The sequence below is a fragment of the Pseudomonas fluorescens genome (genome assembly GCF_002022275.1).
In the GTDB taxonomy this organism is placed as follows: Bacteria; Pseudomonadota; Gammaproteobacteria; order Pseudomonadales; family Pseudomonadaceae; genus Aquipseudomonas; species Aquipseudomonas fluorescens_AJ.
The window spans coordinates 301,043-316,631 of the sequence record NZ_MSDF01000016.1 but is presented as its reverse complement, the minus strand read 5'-3'; the positions used below and the strand labels follow the sequence as shown (position 1 = coordinate 316,631).

Sequence of the window (15,589 nt, the reverse complement as noted above, 5' to 3'; positions counted from 1 at the left end):
ACCTGGCTTGTGTTGTGTATCGAAACCTGGTGCACAGCGGTACCCGGTACTCGTCTTTCGGACAATGGAGCGTCGTAGATGAGTAACAAGAACAACGATGACTTGAAACGCCAGGCCTCGGAAAACACCCTGGGGCTGAACCCGATCATCGCGTTACGCAAAAAGGATTTACTCGCCTCGGCGAAGATGGTGCTGACCCAAGCCATCAAACAACCGCTGCACAGCGTCAAGCACGTCGCCCACTTTGGCGTCGAGTTGAAGAACGTGATGTTCGGCAAATCCCAGTTGGTGCCGGAGGGCGACGACCGTCGCTTCAATGATCCGGCGTGGAGCCAGAACCCGCTCTACAAACGCTACCTGCAAACCTATCTGGCGTGGCGCAAGGAACTGCACGACTGGATCGGCGACAGCAACCTGTCGGAACAGGACATCAGCCGCGGTCACTTCGTGATCAATCTGATGACCGAAGCCATGGCCCCCACCAACAGTGCGGCCAACCCGGCGGCGGTCAAACGTTTCTTTGAAACCGGCGGTAAAAGCCTGCTTGATGGACTCTCGCATCTGGCCAAGGACATGGTGCACAACGGCGGCATGCCGAGCCAGGTAAACATGGGCGCCTTTGAAGTCGGCAAGAGCCTGGGCACCACCGAAGGCGCCGTGGTGTTTCGCAACGACGTGCTGGAGCTGATCCAGTACAAGCCGATCACCGAGCAGGTGCACGAGCGCCCCTTGCTGGTGGTGCCGCCGCAGATCAACAAATTCTATGTATTCGACCTGAGCCCGGATAAAAGCCTGGCGCGCTTCTGCCTGCGCAATGGCCAGCAGACCTTTATTGTCAGTTGGCGCAACCCGACCAAGGCCCAGCGCGAGTGGGGCCTGTCGACCTATATCGAAGCGCTGAAAGAAGCGGTGGATGTGGTCACGGCGATTACCGGCAGCAAAGACATCAACATGCTCGGCGCCTGCTCAGGTGGCATCACCTGTACCGCGCTGCTGGGCCACTACGCGGCGCTCGGCGAGAAGAAGGTCAACGCCCTGACCCTGCTGGTAAGTGTGCTGGACACGACGCTGGACACCCAGGTGGCGCTGTTCGTCGACGAGCAGACCCTGGAAGCCGCCAAACGCCACTCTTATCAGGCTGGCGTGCTGGAAGGCCGCGATATGGCCAAGGTGTTCGCCTGGATGCGCCCCAACGACTTGATCTGGAATTACTGGGTCAATAACTACCTGCTCGGCAACGAGCCGCCGGTGTTCGACATCCTGTTCTGGAACAACGACACCACGCGCTTGCCGGCTGCCTTCCATGGCGACCTGATCGAGCTGTTCAAGAACAACCCGCTGGTGCGCGCCAACGCCCTGGAAGTGTGCGGCACGCCGATCGACCTCAAGCAGGTCACCGCCGATATCTACTCACTGGCGGGCACCAACGACCACATCACGCCGTGGCAGTCTTGCTACAAGTCGGCGCAGTTGTTTGGCGGCAAAGTGGAGTTTGTGTTGTCCAGCAGCGGGCATATCCAGAGCATCCTCAACCCGCCGGGCAACCCCAAGGCGCGTTACCAGACCAGTGATGGCCTCGCGGGCAAGCCGCTGGAATGGCAGGAGAATGCCACCAAGCACACCGATTCGTGGTGGTTGCATTGGCAGGCATGGCAGGCGGAGCGAGCGGGCAAGTTGAAGAAAGCGCCTACGAGCTTGGGTAATAAAACCTATACCGCGGGTGAGGCTGCGCCGGGTACATACGTTCACGAAAGGTAGGCTGGAATGGGATCAAATGTGGGAGCTGGCTTGCTGTGGCGAGCAAGCTTGCTTGCGCTGGGGTGCGCAGCGCCCCCAAAAGCCGGCTCCAGCTACGCTGCCGTACGGGAGCAAGCTCCCTCGCCACAGCAAGCCAGCTCCCACATTGACCGTGTTCCGACAGGGAAATAGTGCGCCATTTTGCAGGGTAAGCCCATGCCGCAACCGTTCATCTTCCGTACCATCGACCTGGATGGCCAGACCCTCCGCACGGCGGTACGCCCGGGCAAGCCTCATTTGACGCCGCTGCTGATCTTCAACGGCATCGGCGCCAACCTTGAGCTGGTGTTTCCGTTCGTCCAGGCATTGGACCCGGACCTGGAAGTGATCGCCTTCGATGTGCCAGGCGTGGGCGGTTCCTCGACGCCCAACCGGCCCTATCGATTCCCCGGCCTGGCCAAACTCACCGCGCGCATGCTCGATTACCTGGACTATGGCCAGGTGAATGCGGTGGGTGTGTCCTGGGGCGGCGCGCTGGCGCAGCAGTTTGCCTACGACTACCCGGAGCGCTGCAAAAAACTGATCCTGGCGGCCACGGCGGCGGGTGCGGTGATGGTGCCGGGCAAGCCGAAAGTGCTGTGGCTGATGGCCAGCCCGCGCCGGTATATCCAGCCGTCCCACGTGGTGCGTATTGCGCCGATGATTTATGGCGGTTCATTCCGCCGCGACTCGAAACTCGCCGCCGAACACGCCAGCAAAGTGCGCTCGGCCGGCAAGCTGGGTTACTACTGGCAGCTGTTCGCGGGGCTGGGCTGGACCAGCATCCACTGGTTACACAAAATCCGCCAACCCACTCTGGTGCTGGCCGGGGACGACGACCCGCTGATCCCGCTGATCAACATGCGCATGCTGGCCTGGCGCATTCCCAACGCACAGTTGCACATCATCGATGACGGCCACTTGTTCCTGATCACCCGGGCCGAGGCTGTGGCGCCGATCATCATGAAGTTTCTCGAAGAGGAGCGCCTGCGCGCCGTGATTCACCCGCGACCCGCGGTTTAGAGGTTCAGGTCAGGACGACCTACCGCGCAACTCTGGCAAAACCGACTATGGTTCTGGATTGGCGTGCCTGTTGATGGCTTGACGAAGGAGTGTTGGCTCATGCGAGAAAGACCCGTGACGAACCCGGCCCCCACCCCTGCCGCGTTCATCAATGCGCAAAACGCGATCACCGGCCTGCGCGGCCGGGACCTGCTGTCGACCCTGCGCAGCGTCGCCGCCCATGGCCTGCGCAACCCGGTGCACACCGCACGTCACGCCCTGGCCCTGGGCGGCCAATTGGGCCGCGTGCTGCTGGGCGAAACCGTGCACGAACCCAATCCCAACGACGGCCGTTTTGTTGACCCGACCTGGAAGCTCAACCCACTCTACCGCCGTAGCCTGCAAGCCTATCTGAGCTGGCAGAAACAGACCCGGCACTGGATCGACGACAGCTCGCTGAGCGCCGATGACCGTGCCCGCGCGCACTTTGCCTTCTCGCTGCTCAACGATGCGGTGTCGCCGTCCAACACCCTGCTCAACCCGCTGGCGATCAAGGAGCTGCTCAACTCCGGCGGCAACAGCGTGGTGCGCGGCGTCAGCAACTTGTTCGATGACTTGCTGCACAACAACGGCCTGCCACGTCAGGTGAGCAAGCACGCCTTTGAAGTCGGCAAGACGGTAGCGACTACGCCAGGCTCTGTGGTGTTTCGCAACGAGCTGCTGGAGCTGATCCAGTACAAGCCCATGAGTGAAAAACAGTACGCCAAGCCGCTGCTGATCGTGCCGCCGCAAATCAATAAGTACTATATTTTCGACCTGAGCCCGGCCAACAGCTTTGTGCAGTACGCCCTGAAAAACGGTCTGCAGACCTTCATGGTCAGCTGGCGCAACCCGGATGTGCGTCACCGCGAATGGGGTCTGTCCACCTACGTCGCGGCGCTGGAAGAAGCGCTTAACGTGTGCCGGGCGATCACCGGTGCGCGTGAGGTCAACCTGATGGGCGCCTGTGCCGGCGGCCTGACCATCGCTGCGCTGCAGGGTCATTTGCAGGCCAAGCGCCAGCTGCGGCGCGTCTCCAGCGCCAGTTACCTGGTGAGCCTGCTGGACAGCCAGATCGACAGCCCCGCCACGCTGTTCGCCGACGAGCAAACCCTGGAGTCCGCCAAGCGCCGCTCCTATCAGCAAGGCGTGCTGGATGGCCGCGACATGGCCAAGGTGTTCGCCTGGATGCGCCCCAATGACCTGATCTGGAATTACTGGATCAACAACTACCTGCTGGGCAAGGAACCGCCGGCCTTCGACATCCTGTACTGGAACAACGACAACACGCGCCTGCCCGCCGCGCTGCATGGCGATTTGCTGGACTTCTTCAAGCACAACCCGCTGAGCCATCCTGGCGGCCTGGAGGTCTGCGGCACGCCGATCGATTTACAGAAGGTCACGGTGGACAGCTTCAGCGTGGCTGGCATCAACGACCACATCACGCCGTGGGATGCGGTGTATCGCTCCACTCAACTGCTGGGGGGCGACAAGCGCTTCGTGCTGTCCAACAGCGGCCATGTTCAAAGCATCCTCAACCCGCCGGGCAACCCCAAGGCCAACTACGTCGAAAACCCCAAGCTGAGCAGCGACCCGCGCGCCTGGTATTACGACGCCCGTCACGTCGAAGGCAGTTGGTGGCCGCAATGGCTGGCGTGGATTCAACAACGCTCAGGCGTGCAGCGCGAAACCCTCACCGCACTGGGCAACCAGAACTACCCACCGATGGAAGCGGCGCCGGGCACTTATGTGCGCGTACGCTGAGCTCAACGATCACATTAAGAAGACTGGATGAAGACCCGCGACCGTATCCTTGAATGTGCCCTGCAGTTGTTCAACCACAAGGGCGAGCCGAACGTGTCGACCATGGAGGTGGCCAATGAAATGGGGATCAGCCCCGGCAACCTCTACTACCACTTCCATGGCAAGGAGCCCTTGGTGCTCGGCTTGTTCGAGCGCTTTCAATGTGAGTTGGCACCGCTGCTTGACCCGCCGGCAGATGCGCAGCTGAAGGCCGAAGATTACTGGCTGTTCCTGCACCTGATCGTTGAGCGCATGGCGCATTACCGGTTTCTGTTTCAGGACCTGTCAAACCTGGCGGGTCGCCTGCCGAAACTGGCCAAGGGCATTCGCAACCTGCTGACGGCACTCAAGCGTACGCTGGCCTCGTTGCTCGCGCGGTTGAAGGCGTCAGGGCAGTTGGTCAGTGGTACGCAGGCGCTGGGGCAGTTGGTGGAACAGATCACCCTGACCCTGCTGTTCTCGCTGGATTATCAGCGGATTCTGGACCGTGAGGGTGAGGTGCGGGTGGTGGTTTACCAGATCGTGATGCTGGTGGCGCCGCATCTCCTGCTGCCGGCAAGACTCGCAACCGAGAAGTTCGCGCTGAAATATCTGGATGACGCGGATTAAAAATGTGGGAGGGGGCTTGCTCCCGATTGCAATGTGTCAGTTGTTAAATTTCCAGACTGACACTCCGCTATCGGGAGCAAGCCCCCTCCCACATTGGAACGGTGACGTTCAAAAAAATCCCAATAAAAAATGCCCGACCTTCGCAGGCCGGGCATTTTTTTACGCCCTGAAAAAATCAGGACTGACTGGAGGGCGTCGGGGTTACCGGCGTTGCAGTCGGGGTGGTAGCAGCGTGGCTTGGTGCGGACACCGAGTTGGCTGTCGAAGCGCTTGGCGCAGGGGTTGCAGGCTTGGCCGCAACAGCTGGCTTTGGAGCAGCCGGCTTCTTGGCGACCGCAGGCTTTTTCGCCGCAGCCGGTTTGGCGGCTGGCTTGGCAGCGGCAGGTTTTGCCGCAGCAGGCTTGGCTGCTGGTTTTGCGGCGGCCGGCTTGGCTGCAGGTTTCGCAGCGGCTGGCTTGGCAGCCGGTTTGGCGGCAGCGGTTTTAGCTGCTGGTTTGGCTGCCGGTTTTGCGGCGGCTTTGGCAGCTGGTTTTGCAGCAGGCTTGGCAGCTGGTTTTGCAGCAGGCTTGGCAGCAGCTTTAGCGGCCACGGGTTTCGCGGCAGGCTTGGCGGCTGGTTTTGCCGCTGCAGTTTTCGCAGCAGGCTTGGCGGCAGGTTTTGCGGCCGCTTTGGCTGGAGCTTTGGCCGCAGGTTTTGCAGCCGGTTTGGCGGCGGCTTTAACCAGAGGCTTGGCTGCGGTTTTGGCAGCCGGTTTGGCAGCAGCGGTTTTAGCGGCTGGCTTGGCAGCAGGTTTGGCCGCTGCTGTTTTAGCCGGAGCCACTTTAGCGCCAGTGAGTTTTTCAATTTGCTTGGTCAGGGTGTCGACCTTGCTGTGCAGCGTCTTCAGCTCTGCCTTGCTCGGCACGCCCAGTCGCGAAATGGCACTGTTGAGGCGTTTGTCGAAAGTCTCTTCCAACTTGCCCCAGGTGTCAGAAATGCTCGACTTGGCGGAACCGGCAGTTGCCTTGGCCGCTTCAACTTTTTTACCAACCGTGGTTTTGGTCAACTTCTCGGCCTTTTCGCCGTCCTTGACCAAAGTCTCGAAGTATTTGCCGCCGTCACTGCTAACCTTCGAGTACACGCCTAAACCAGCAAGCCAGATCTTACGGGAATATTTTTCAACTTCCCCGACCCACGAGCTGCCTTCTTTCTGAGTAGTCTTTTTAACAGCCATCCCGATGTCTCCTTAGTGTTTACGCGCGACACGTTCTAGCAATGTCGTCAGCTCTTCGAGCTTAGCAGAGAGTGTCTCAACGTCATGTTTAGACGCAATGCCGATCCGATTCAAGGCACTTGCAACGCGCGTGTCAAAAGCTTTTTCAACTTTATCCAGTTGAACTTCAACCAAACCTTTGACGCTTGAGACATTGCTCTTTACTTGGTCAATCTGACTGTTGGCAGCATCAAGTTGTTCAACCACAACTTTTTTGCCTTTACTTTCAACATGTTGACCACTCTTCACGAGCTCTTTGAAGTACTCGCTGCCTTCGCTGCCGACCTTCGCATAGGCACCAAGTCCTGCCAGCCAGATCTTGCGGGCATAGCTTCTAACGTCACTCAGGGCGGTGGACTGAACGTCGATTTTTTTCTTCAAAATAACTTTGGCCATGGTGCACCTCACGCAAAATAGGGTGGAGGAACGGCCCGCAGGAGTTGAGGGCTTGGGCACAAAGTAGGGTGAAAAATTAGAATCGGCACCCTAAGAACACGCGAATCAGGCCAGCGCCTTATCCAGGGCTTTCTCGATTTCGGACTTGATGGTGCCACTCATGGCCGACATCAACAGGCCCAGTTCCACATCAATGCGCAGCGAATCATCGGCAACCAGCACTGTGCCTTTAACGCCCGAACGCTTAAGGTTCAAGGTATCGCCGGACCACGACGGTTCCAGGCCATATTGCTCCTGGAGTTTGCTCGCCAACTTCTCGGCCTTCGCCCGCGCGCCTTCTTTACCCAGGGAATGTGCACGTTCAACGGTAATACGGGCCATTGCAATGACTCCTCTTTATAACGACTCAGAACACCCGCCATGCGGCAAAAGGTCTCGGTGACCGCCTATCTTACCTTCAGCCTTGCCAAGACAAAGCAGGTCGTGGGGATTATCATGTCCCGCATTCTCTTTTGGTGACAGCGATATGACTGATCAGCGCAAAGGCAGCGATGCCGAACCCACCACTCACTTCGGCTTCAAGAACGTTCCGGAAAGCCAGAAAGCGGAAAAAGTCGCTGAGGTGTTCCACTCCGTCGCCGCCAAGTACGACCTGATGAACGACGTGCTCTCGGGCGGCATGCACCGCCTGTGGAAGCGCTTCACCATCGAGTTGTCGGGCGTACGCACCGGCAACCGCGTGCTCGACATCGCCGGCGGCACGGGCGACTTGGCGGCCAAGTTCTCCAAGCTCGTCGGCCCGACCGGTCAGGTCGTGCTGGCCGACATCAACGGTTCGATGCTCAAGGTCGGCCGCGATCGCCTGCTGGATAAAGGTGTGGCCGGCAATATCGAATTCGTCCAGGCCGACGCTGAAAAGCTGCCGTTCCCGGACAACCATTTCGACTGCGTGACCATCGCTTTCGGCCTGCGCAACGTCACTCACAAAGAGGACGCGATCCGCTCGATGCTGCGCGTGCTCAAGCCGGGTGGCCGCCTGTTGGTGCTGGAGTTCTCCAAACCCACCAACGCGCTGATGTCCAAGGTCTACGACACCTACTCCTTCGCCTTCATGCCATTGATGGGCAAGCTGATCACCAATGACGCCGAAAGCTACCGCTACCTGGCCGAATCGATCCGCATGCACCCCGACCAGGAAACCCTGAAGTCGATGATGGTAGAGGCCGGTTTCGACCGCGTGACCTACCACAACATGACCTCGGGTATCGTCGCCCTGCACCGTGGCATCAAGCCCTGATGCTGCTCAAGGGCCTTCTCGCCAGCGTTGAACACGGCCTCAACCGTGTGCTGCGCCTGGACAGCACCGCCTTGGCGCGGCTCGCGCACTTGACTGGCAAGGTGATTGCCGTCGACTGCCGCAGCCCCGCCTTGCAGCTGTTTATCCTGCCGAGCGATGAAGGCCTGCTGCTCGCCACCGACTGGGCCGCCGAGGCCGACTGCACCTTGCGTGCGCCGGCCTCGAGCCTGTTGCACCTGGCGGTGAGCCGCAACAAGACCGCGATCCTGCACAGTGCCGAAGTGGAACTGGAAGGCGACAGCGCGGTGCTGATGGACCTGGCCGCCGTGCTGCAAGACCTGGAGCTGGACTGGGAATACGAGCTGTCACGCTGGATCGGCCCCGTGGCCACCCAGTTGGTCAGCGGGCACCTGCACAGCCGTAAACGCTGGTACCAGCAGGGGTTCGCCAGCCTCAACCAGAACCTCGCCGAATACCTGAGCGAAGAATCGCGCACCCTGGTCGGAGAACGCGAAGCGCAAGCGCGCTTTCGTGAACTCGACAAGGCCAAAATCGACCTGGAACGCCTCGAGGCACGCTTCGAGCGCCTGAGCCGTTCCCTTGATCCAAGCGATAACGCATGAAGCTGCTCGCCGTCCGCCGTTTGTTTCGTATCCAGCGCGTCGTAATCCGCTACCGCCTCGATGACCTGCTGTTCGCCCTGCCACTGCCGTGGTTCCTGCTGGCGGTGCGCTACGTGCTGCCGTGGCGCTGGTTCCCGCGCAAACAGCTGGAGCTGACCCGTGGCGCGCGCCTGCGTCTGGCGTTGCAGGATCTGGGGCCGATCTTTATCAAGTTCGGGCAGATCCTCTCCACGCGCCGCGACCTGCTGCCGGAAGACATCGCCGACGAGCTGATGCTGTTGCAAGACCGCGTACCGCCGTTCGACTCGCAACTGTCGATGAAGCTGATCGAGGAGCAACTCGGCAAGAAGATCAGCGAAGTGTTCAGCCGCTTCGATGTCGACCCACTGGCTTCGGCCTCGGTCGCCCAAGTGCACGCGGCGCAGCTCAAGACCGGCGAAGAAGTGGTGGTGAAGGTGATCCGCCCCGGCCTCAAGCCGATCATCGGCCAGGACCTGGCGTGGCTGTTCATCCTCGCCCGCGCCGCCGAGCGTTTTTCTGCCGATGCACGCCTGCTGCACCCGGTGGATGTGGTCGCCGACTACGAAAAAACCATCTACGACGAACTCGACCTGCTGCGCGAAGCCGCCAACGCCAGCCAGCTCAAGCGCAACTTCGAAGGCTCGCAGCTGCTGTACGTGCCGCAAGTGTATTGGGACTGGTGCCGCCCAAAAGTGCTGGTGATGGAGCGCATCTACGGCGTGCAGGTGACTGACCTCGCGACCCTGGCCGACCAGCGCACCGACATGAAAATGCTCGCCGAACGCGGCGTGGAGATTTTCTTCACTCAGGTGTTCCGCGACAGCTTCTTCCACGCCGACATGCACCCGGGCAACATCTTCGTCAGCACCGTCAACCCGTGGAGCCCGCAGTACATCGCGATCGACTGCGGCATCGTCGGCAGCCTGACCCCGGAAGACCAGGACTACCTGGCGCGCAACCTGTTTGCCTTCTTCAAGCGTGACTACCGCCGCGTGGCGCAGCTGCACATCGATTCGGGCTGGGTGCCGGCGGAAACCAAACTCAACGAATTCGAAGCCGCGATCCGCACCGTGTGCGAGCCGATCTTTGAAAAACCGTTAAAAGATATTTCATTTGGCCAGGTGCTGATGCGCCTGTTCCAGACCGCGCGCCGCTTTAATATGGAAGTGCAGCCGCAGCTTGTTCTTTTGCAGAAAACCCTGCTGAACATTGAAGGGCTGGGCCGCCAGCTGTACCCGGACCTGGACCTGTGGAACACCGCCCAGCCGTTCCTCGAACGCTGGATGCGCGAGCGCGTCAGCCCGAAAACGTTGATCGGCAACCTGCACAGCCAGTTCGAACAGCTGCCGCACCTGGCCAATATGACCCGCGACTTGCTGGAGCGCATGTCCCAGCCCCACGCCAAAGACCCGGCGCCGCCGTGGAAGCAGCGCAAGGACGACTGGTTCCTGCGCCTGCTCGGCGCCGCGCACCTGGTGGGCGGTGTGATGCTGGCCGTCGGCGGGCCGCTGAACCAGTTGGGCCACTGGCCGGCCGGCATCATGGTCGCTGTGGGTATTTATCTGATCGTGCGTCGATAGCCAATCCGGTTATACACTGTCGCAAATTGCCGGAGCGGAACATGAAAGACTGGCTGGACGAGATCAAGTGGGACAGTGACGGCCTGGTGCCGGCCATTGCCCAGGACTACAAGACCGGGCGCGTGCTGATGATGGCCTGGATGAACCGCAAGGCTCTGAGCCTGACTGCCGCTGAGCAGCGCGCCATCTACTGGTCACGCTCGCGTGGCAAACTCTGGCGCAAGGGCGAAGAGTCCGGGCACGTGCAGACCCTGCACGAGATGCGCATCGACTGCGACGCCGACGTGGTGATCCTGATGGTCGAGCAAATCGGCGATATCGCCTGCCACACCGGCCGCCACAGCTGCTTCTACCGCGTGTTCGAGAACGGCGAGTGGAAAACCGTCGAGCCGGTGCTCAAAGACCCGCACGCCATCTACTCGGCAGGACACTGAACATGAGCGATACCCTGAACCGCGTGGCCCAGGTGCTGGAAGACCGCAAAGGCGCGGACGCCGACAGCTCCTATGTCGCCAGCCTGTACCACAAGGGCTTGAACAAGATTCTGGAAAAGCTCGGCGAAGAATCCGTCGAGACCATCATTGCAGCCAAGGACGCACAGATCAGCGGCGACTGCAGCGATGTGATTTACGAAACCGCTGATTTGTGGTTCCACAGTCTGGTCATGCTCGCCCAACTGGGGCAGCATCCGCAGGCAGTGCTGGATGAACTGGACCGTCGCTTCGGCTTGTCCGGGCATGCCGAAAAGGCCTCGCGCCCGTCCGCCTGAATAACTTTCACAGAGGAATTGCAGCATGGGCATTTTTGACTGGAAACACTGGATCGTCATTCTGGTGGTGGTGGTACTGGTGTTCGGCACCAAGAAACTCAAAAACCTGGGCACCGACGTGGGCGAGTCGATCAAGGGCTTTCGCAAAGCCATGAATGATGATGAAAAGCCTGCCGACCCGATCGTTACTCCGGTGCCGCCGGTCCAGCCTGTGCACCCGCAGGCCACCCAGCCGATCACCGAACGTCGTACCTTCGACGTGCAGGCTGAGAAAGTCGAAGAGCCGACCCGCAAAGACTTGTGAGCACTGACTAATGTTTGGAATCAGCTTCTCTGAACTGCTCCTCGTCGGCCTTGTTGCCCTGCTGGTACTCGGGCCGGAACGCCTGCCCGGTGCAGCGCGCACGGCCGGCCTCTGGATCGGGCGCCTGAAACGCAGTTTCAACGCCATCAAACAGGAAGTTGAACGGGAAATCGGCGCCGACGAGATCCGCCGGCAATTGCACAACGAACATATTCTGTCGTTGGAGCAGGAAGCGCGGAACATTCTGACCCCGGTGAACGAGTCGGCCAAACCGGTCGTGCCGGTGGCTGAACACAGCATCGCGCCCGCGCCTGCCGTCGAAGCCGCACCCGCTGCCCCAACCCCGACCGTGCCAACCGAGCCTGCGCCGACGCCCGTTGCGTCGCCCGCGCCCCATGACCCTACATTGCCGCCGCGAGCCCCATGAGCGCTGATAAACCGGAAACCGACCAGCATATGCCGCTGGTCTCGCACCTCACCGAGCTGCGTACCCGCCTGCTGCGTTGTGTAGCGGCAATCTTCATTATCTTTGCCGGGCTGTTCGCTTTTACCCAGCAGATCTACACCTTCGTCTCCACGCCCCTGCGCCAGTATTTGCCGGCGGGCGCGACGATGATCGCCACCGATGTGTCGTCGCCGTTCCTGACGCCGTTGAAGCTGACCATGATGGTCTCGCTGTTCCTGGCGATCCCGGTGATCCTGCACCAGATCTGGGGTTTTATCGCGCCGGGCCTGTACAAGCATGAGAAGCGCATCGCGGTGCCTTTGCTGGTGTCGAGCATCCTGCTGTTCTACACCGGCATGGCCTTCGCCTACTTCCTGGTGTTCCCGTTGATCTTCAAGTTCTTCGCTGCCGCCACCCCGGCCGGTGTGGAGATGATGACCGACATCACCAGCTACCTCGACTTCGTGATGACGCTGTTCTTCGCCTTTGGCGTGGCCTTCGAAATCCCCGTGGCCGTGGTGCTGCTGGTGTGGATCGGCGTGGTCGACGTCAAGTACCTGAAGAAGATCCGCCCGTATGTGATCATCGGCTGCTTTGTGGTCGGCATGATTCTCACGCCGCCGGACATCTTCTCCCAGACGCTGCTGGCCGTACCGATGTGGATGCTGTTCGAGATTGGCATCATTTTCGGCAGCCTGATCAGCAAGCGTGGCGAACACCCGGATGATCAACCCGCCGACGACGACCAGCCGCCAGCGACCCAGCCGTGAACCTGCTGTTGCTGGAAGAGGCCGATTTTATCGCGGCCGACCGGGTGATCCTGCGTGATCGGCGCCTGGTGCACATGCAGGAAGTCCACCGCGCAGCTGTCGGCGACAGCCTGCGCGTCGGGCGGATCGGCGGGCTGATGGGCACCGCGCAACTGCTGCGCCTGGAGCCCGGTGAAGCCGAACTGCACGTCGGCTTCGACCAACCGCCTCCGGCCAAACTGCCCCTGACCCTGCTGCTGGCCCTGCCGCGCCCGAAGATGCTGCGCCGGGTGCTGCAAACCGTGGCGGCCATGGGCGTGCCAAAAGTGGTGCTGCTCAACAGTTACCGGGTGGAAAAGAGCTTCTGGCAAACGCCATTCCTGGAACCTGAAGCGGTTCGCGAGCAATTGATCCTCGGCCTGGAACAGGCGCGCGACACCGTGTTGCCGGAGATCATCATTGAAAAGCGCTTCAAGCCTTTCGTTGAAGACCGTCTGCCAGCCATGACCGCAGGCACGCTCGGCCTGATCGGCCACCCCGGCGATTACCCGCCCTGCCCGCGCGGGCTGGACGAGCCCGTAACCCTGGCCATCGGCCCGGAAGGCGGCTGGATTCCTTACGAAGTGGACTTGTTGGCCAAGGCCGGCTTGCAGCCAGTACAGCTGGGCGCGCGTATCCTGCGCGTCGAAACCGCCGTCACCGCCCTGCTCGCCCGGTTGTTCTGACACAACCCTGAGGGAACTGGCTTGTGTGGGAGCTGGCTTGCCTGCGATAGCATCATCTCAGTACAGATGATAGACCGAGGTGTCTGCATCGCAGGCAAGCCAGCTCCCACATTGGATTAGCCTCACTACAGAATTTTCCTACGCTGCCGATAACCTTTGAATAAGTCCAAGCCTTGTTCCAAAGGAGATCGCCGCATGTATCGTCTGTTAGCCGAAAAATTGGGAAATGTGAGCGTCAATCGCAAGCTGAGCATTGGCTTTGGCCTGGTATTGATCCTGACGCTATTGATCACGTTCACCGGTTGGAAGGGCCTCGACGACGTGACGAGTCGCGGCGACAAGCTGGGTTTTATCTCCAGCATCAACGGCCTGACCAAAGACTTGCGCCTGGCGCGCCTGGACTTTGAAATGCGCCGCGGCGAGCAAGGCACCGACGCGGTCAACAATTTGATCACTCAACTCGACGCAGGCCTGAAAACCGCTCAGACCCTGATCGAACAGCCCGACGATAAAGCGCTGGTCGAACAACAGCTGGACGCCTTGAACCAATACAAAAAGGCCTTCGGTGCCATGGTCCTGGCCGGCCTCAAGCGTGAAGGCGCGCGCAGCAAGCTGGGCGACACTGCCGACAACGCCGTGGCCAAGACCAGCGAAATCGAAAAAAACCTGCTGCAGGGTGACAGCGTCACCCAGTTCAACAGCGTGGTCGACCTGAGCAAACTGCTCCAGCAAGCGCGCTTCCAGGTGCGCGGCTACACCTACAGCGGCAAACCTGAAGCCGAGCAGCCTGCGCTGGACGCGATCGACAACGCCCTGAAGAAAATCACCGAACTGCAAGGCCAACTGCCCGAGCAGTTCCAGGCCAACCTGCAAGAGGCGAGCACCTCGCTGCAAGCCTACCGCGACGCCGTCAGCCAGTACCGCGACTCCCAAGTGGCCGCGGCTGCCGCCTTGAAAAGCATCACCGCACAGGGCGATATCCTGTTGGGTCACAGCGAGAAACTGACCATTTCCCAGACCGTGGTGCGCGATCACGAAGCGGCACAGGCCAAACAGCTGTTGTTGCTTGCTGCCGTGCTGGCGCTGATCTTCGGCATCTTCGCCGCGTGGGCGATCACCCGTCAGATCGTCATTCCGCTGAACCAGACATTGAAAGTAGCCGAGCGTGTAGCCTCCGGCGACTTGAGCCACAACCTCAACTCCGGCCGCCAGGATGAACTGGGCCAGCTGCAACGTGCCATGCAAAGCATGACCGTGGGCCTGCGCGAGTTGATCGGCGGCATCAGTGACGGCGTCACTCAGATCGCCAGCGCCGCCGAGCAACTGTCGGCCGTGACCGAGCAGACCAGCGCCGGGGTCAACAGCCAGAAGATCGAAACCGACCAGGTGGCGACCGCCATGAATGAAATGGCCGCCACTGTGCAGGAAGTGGCGCGCAACGCCGAGGAAGCCTCTGAAGCCGCCGTAGCAGCTGACCAGCAAGCCCGTGAGGGCGACAAGGTCGTCGGCGAAGCCATCGCCCAGATCGAACGCCTGGCCACCGAGGTGGGCAATTCCACCGAGGCCATGGGCCATCTCAAGCGCGAAAGCGACAAGATCGGCAGCGTGCTCGACGTGATCAAGTCCGTGGCCCAGCAAACCAACCTGCTGGCGCTGAACGCAGCCATTGAAGCGGCCCGTGCCGGTGAAGCCGGGCGTGGTTTTGCGGTGGTGGCCGACGAGGTGCGCAGCCTGGCCCAGCGCACCCAGAAGTCCACCGAAGAGATCGAAGAGCTGATCGTCGGCCTGCAGAGCGGCACCCAGCAAGTCGCGACCATTATGGACAACAGCCGCAGCCTGACCGACAGCAGCGTCGAACTGACCCGCCGAGCCGGCAACGCGCTGGGCAATATCACCCGCACGGTCTCGACCATCCAGGCGATGAACTCGCAGATCGCCACCGCCGCCGAGCAACAAAGCGCCGTGGCCGAAGAGATCAACCGCAGCGTGCTGAATGTGCGGGACGTGTCGGAACAGACCTCGTCGGCCAGTGAGGAAACGGCTGCGTCGAGCGCCGAACTGGCACGCCTTGGGATCTATTTGCAGACACTGGTAGGGCGCTTCCGCGTCTGATCAACCCTATTGCGGCGGGCCATCAAGGACGCCGCACACCGCAACTTGTGAAACTTCCTACACGGTTATCAGCCCGCCATCACTCCA

At 60.7% G+C, this 15,589-nt stretch carries 17 protein-coding genes and 1 pseudogene; 15 read left to right on the top strand and 3 right to left on the bottom strand.

Features of this window, described 5'->3' with window-relative positions:
* The first annotated feature begins 78 nt into the window (after positions 1-78).
* The 4 genes from phaC (BFW87_RS13540) to BFW87_RS13525 all read left to right on the top strand — a co-directional run bounded on the left by phaC (BFW87_RS13540) (position 79) and on the right by BFW87_RS13525 (position 5,229).
* Positions 79-1,758, top strand: a complete 1,680-nt coding sequence (phaC, locus tag BFW87_RS13540) for a class II poly(R)-hydroxyalkanoic acid synthase (protein ID WP_078740296.1) — start codon at positions 79-81, stop codon at positions 1,756-1,758.
* A gap of 195 nt (positions 1,759-1,953) precedes the next feature.
* Positions 1,954-2,799: a poly(3-hydroxyalkanoate) depolymerase gene (phaZ, locus tag BFW87_RS13535; protein WP_078740295.1), complete on the top strand. Its 846-nt coding sequence runs from the start codon at positions 1,954-1,956 to the stop codon at positions 2,797-2,799.
* A 99-nt stretch (positions 2,800-2,898) separates the two neighbouring features.
* The gene (phaC, locus tag BFW87_RS13530; RefSeq protein ID WP_078740294.1) at positions 2,899-4,581 is read left to right on the top strand and encodes a class II poly(R)-hydroxyalkanoic acid synthase; all 1,683 of its coding nucleotides are present in this window, start codon (positions 2,899-2,901) and stop codon (positions 4,579-4,581) included.
* Positions 4,582-4,608: 27 nt separating this feature from the next.
* Positions 4,609-5,229, top strand: a complete 621-nt coding sequence (locus BFW87_RS13525; RefSeq protein WP_078740293.1) for a TetR/AcrR family transcriptional regulator — start codon at positions 4,609-4,611, stop codon at positions 5,227-5,229.
* A 175-nt stretch (positions 5,230-5,404) separates the two neighbouring features.
* Here the strand turns inward: BFW87_RS13525 and BFW87_RS13520 are convergent, their stop codons facing one another.
* The 3 genes from BFW87_RS13520 to BFW87_RS13510 form a co-directional block, all read right to left on the bottom strand.
* Positions 5,405-6,442 (bottom strand): phasin family protein, encoded by a 1,038-nt coding sequence (locus BFW87_RS13520; protein ID WP_078740292.1) that lies wholly within the window; start codon positions 6,440-6,442, stop codon positions 5,405-5,407.
* Between the two features lie 12 nt (positions 6,443-6,454).
* Positions 6,455-6,877 carry a phasin family protein gene (locus BFW87_RS13515; protein ID WP_078740291.1) on the bottom strand — a complete coding sequence of 141 codons (423 nt, stop codon included), beginning with the start codon at positions 6,875-6,877 and terminating at the stop codon, positions 6,455-6,457.
* Positions 6,878-6,982: 105 nt separating this feature from the next.
* Complete coding sequence (locus BFW87_RS13510) at positions 6,983-7,258, bottom strand: polyhydroxyalkanoic acid system family protein (RefSeq protein WP_078740290.1); 276 nt, start codon at positions 7,256-7,258, stop codon at positions 6,983-6,985.
* Positions 7,259-7,403: 145 nt separating this feature from the next.
* Between BFW87_RS13510 and ubiE the strand changes: the two genes are divergently transcribed.
* The 11 genes and pseudogenes from ubiE to BFW87_RS32585 all read left to right on the top strand — a co-directional run bounded on the left by ubiE (position 7,404) and on the right by BFW87_RS32585 (position 15,502).
* On the top strand, positions 7,404-8,174 hold the full coding sequence (gene ubiE / locus BFW87_RS13505) for a bifunctional demethylmenaquinone methyltransferase/2-methoxy-6-polyprenyl-1,4-benzoquinol methylase UbiE (protein WP_003171186.1): 771 nt from the start codon (positions 7,404-7,406) through the stop codon (positions 8,172-8,174).
* Positions 8,174-8,797, top strand: a complete 624-nt coding sequence (locus BFW87_RS13500; RefSeq protein WP_078740289.1) for a ubiquinone biosynthesis accessory factor UbiJ — start codon at positions 8,174-8,176, stop codon at positions 8,795-8,797. The genes ubiE and BFW87_RS13500 overlap by 1 nt, the downstream gene beginning before the upstream one ends.
* On the top strand, positions 8,794-10,398 hold the full coding sequence (ubiB, locus tag BFW87_RS13495; protein ID WP_078740288.1) for a ubiquinone biosynthesis regulatory protein kinase UbiB: 1,605 nt from the start codon (positions 8,794-8,796) through the stop codon (positions 10,396-10,398). Before BFW87_RS13500 ends, ubiB begins: the two co-directional genes overlap by 4 nt.
* Positions 10,399-10,439: 41 nt before the next feature.
* Positions 10,440-10,832, top strand: a complete 393-nt coding sequence (hisI, locus tag BFW87_RS13490; protein ID WP_078740287.1) for a phosphoribosyl-AMP cyclohydrolase — start codon at positions 10,440-10,442, stop codon at positions 10,830-10,832.
* Between the two features lie 2 nt (positions 10,833-10,834).
* The gene (locus BFW87_RS13485; protein ID WP_003209299.1) at positions 10,835-11,167 is read left to right on the top strand and encodes a phosphoribosyl-ATP diphosphatase; all 333 of its coding nucleotides are present in this window, start codon (positions 10,835-10,837) and stop codon (positions 11,165-11,167) included.
* Between the two features lie 25 nt (positions 11,168-11,192).
* Positions 11,193-11,471, top strand: a complete 279-nt coding sequence (locus tag BFW87_RS13480) for a twin-arginine translocase TatA/TatE family subunit (protein ID WP_078740286.1) — start codon at positions 11,193-11,195, stop codon at positions 11,469-11,471.
* A 10-nt stretch (positions 11,472-11,481) separates the two neighbouring features.
* Positions 11,482-11,898 carry a Sec-independent protein translocase protein TatB gene (gene tatB / locus BFW87_RS13475; protein ID WP_078740285.1) on the top strand — a complete coding sequence of 139 codons (417 nt, stop codon included), beginning with the start codon at positions 11,482-11,484 and terminating at the stop codon, positions 11,896-11,898.
* Complete coding sequence (tatC, locus tag BFW87_RS13470) at positions 11,895-12,686, top strand: twin-arginine translocase subunit TatC (protein WP_078740284.1); 792 nt, start codon at positions 11,895-11,897, stop codon at positions 12,684-12,686. Before tatB ends, tatC begins: the two co-directional genes overlap by 4 nt.
* Entirely contained in the window at positions 12,683-13,390 is a 708-nt protein-coding gene (locus tag BFW87_RS13465) for a 16S rRNA (uracil(1498)-N(3))-methyltransferase (protein WP_078740283.1), read from the top strand. The genes tatC and BFW87_RS13465 overlap by 4 nt, the downstream gene beginning before the upstream one ends.
* A 195-nt stretch (positions 13,391-13,585) precedes the next feature.
* A pseudogene (locus tag BFW87_RS32590) lies at positions 13,586-14,644 on the top strand (methyl-accepting chemotaxis protein); the annotation flags it as partial.
* Complete coding sequence (locus tag BFW87_RS32585) at positions 14,630-15,502, top strand: methyl-accepting chemotaxis protein (RefSeq protein ID WP_439848380.1); 873 nt, start codon at positions 14,630-14,632, stop codon at positions 15,500-15,502. The pseudogene BFW87_RS32590 and the gene BFW87_RS32585, both read left to right, overlap by 15 nt.
* The last annotated feature ends 87 nt before the right edge of the window (positions 15,503-15,589 follow it).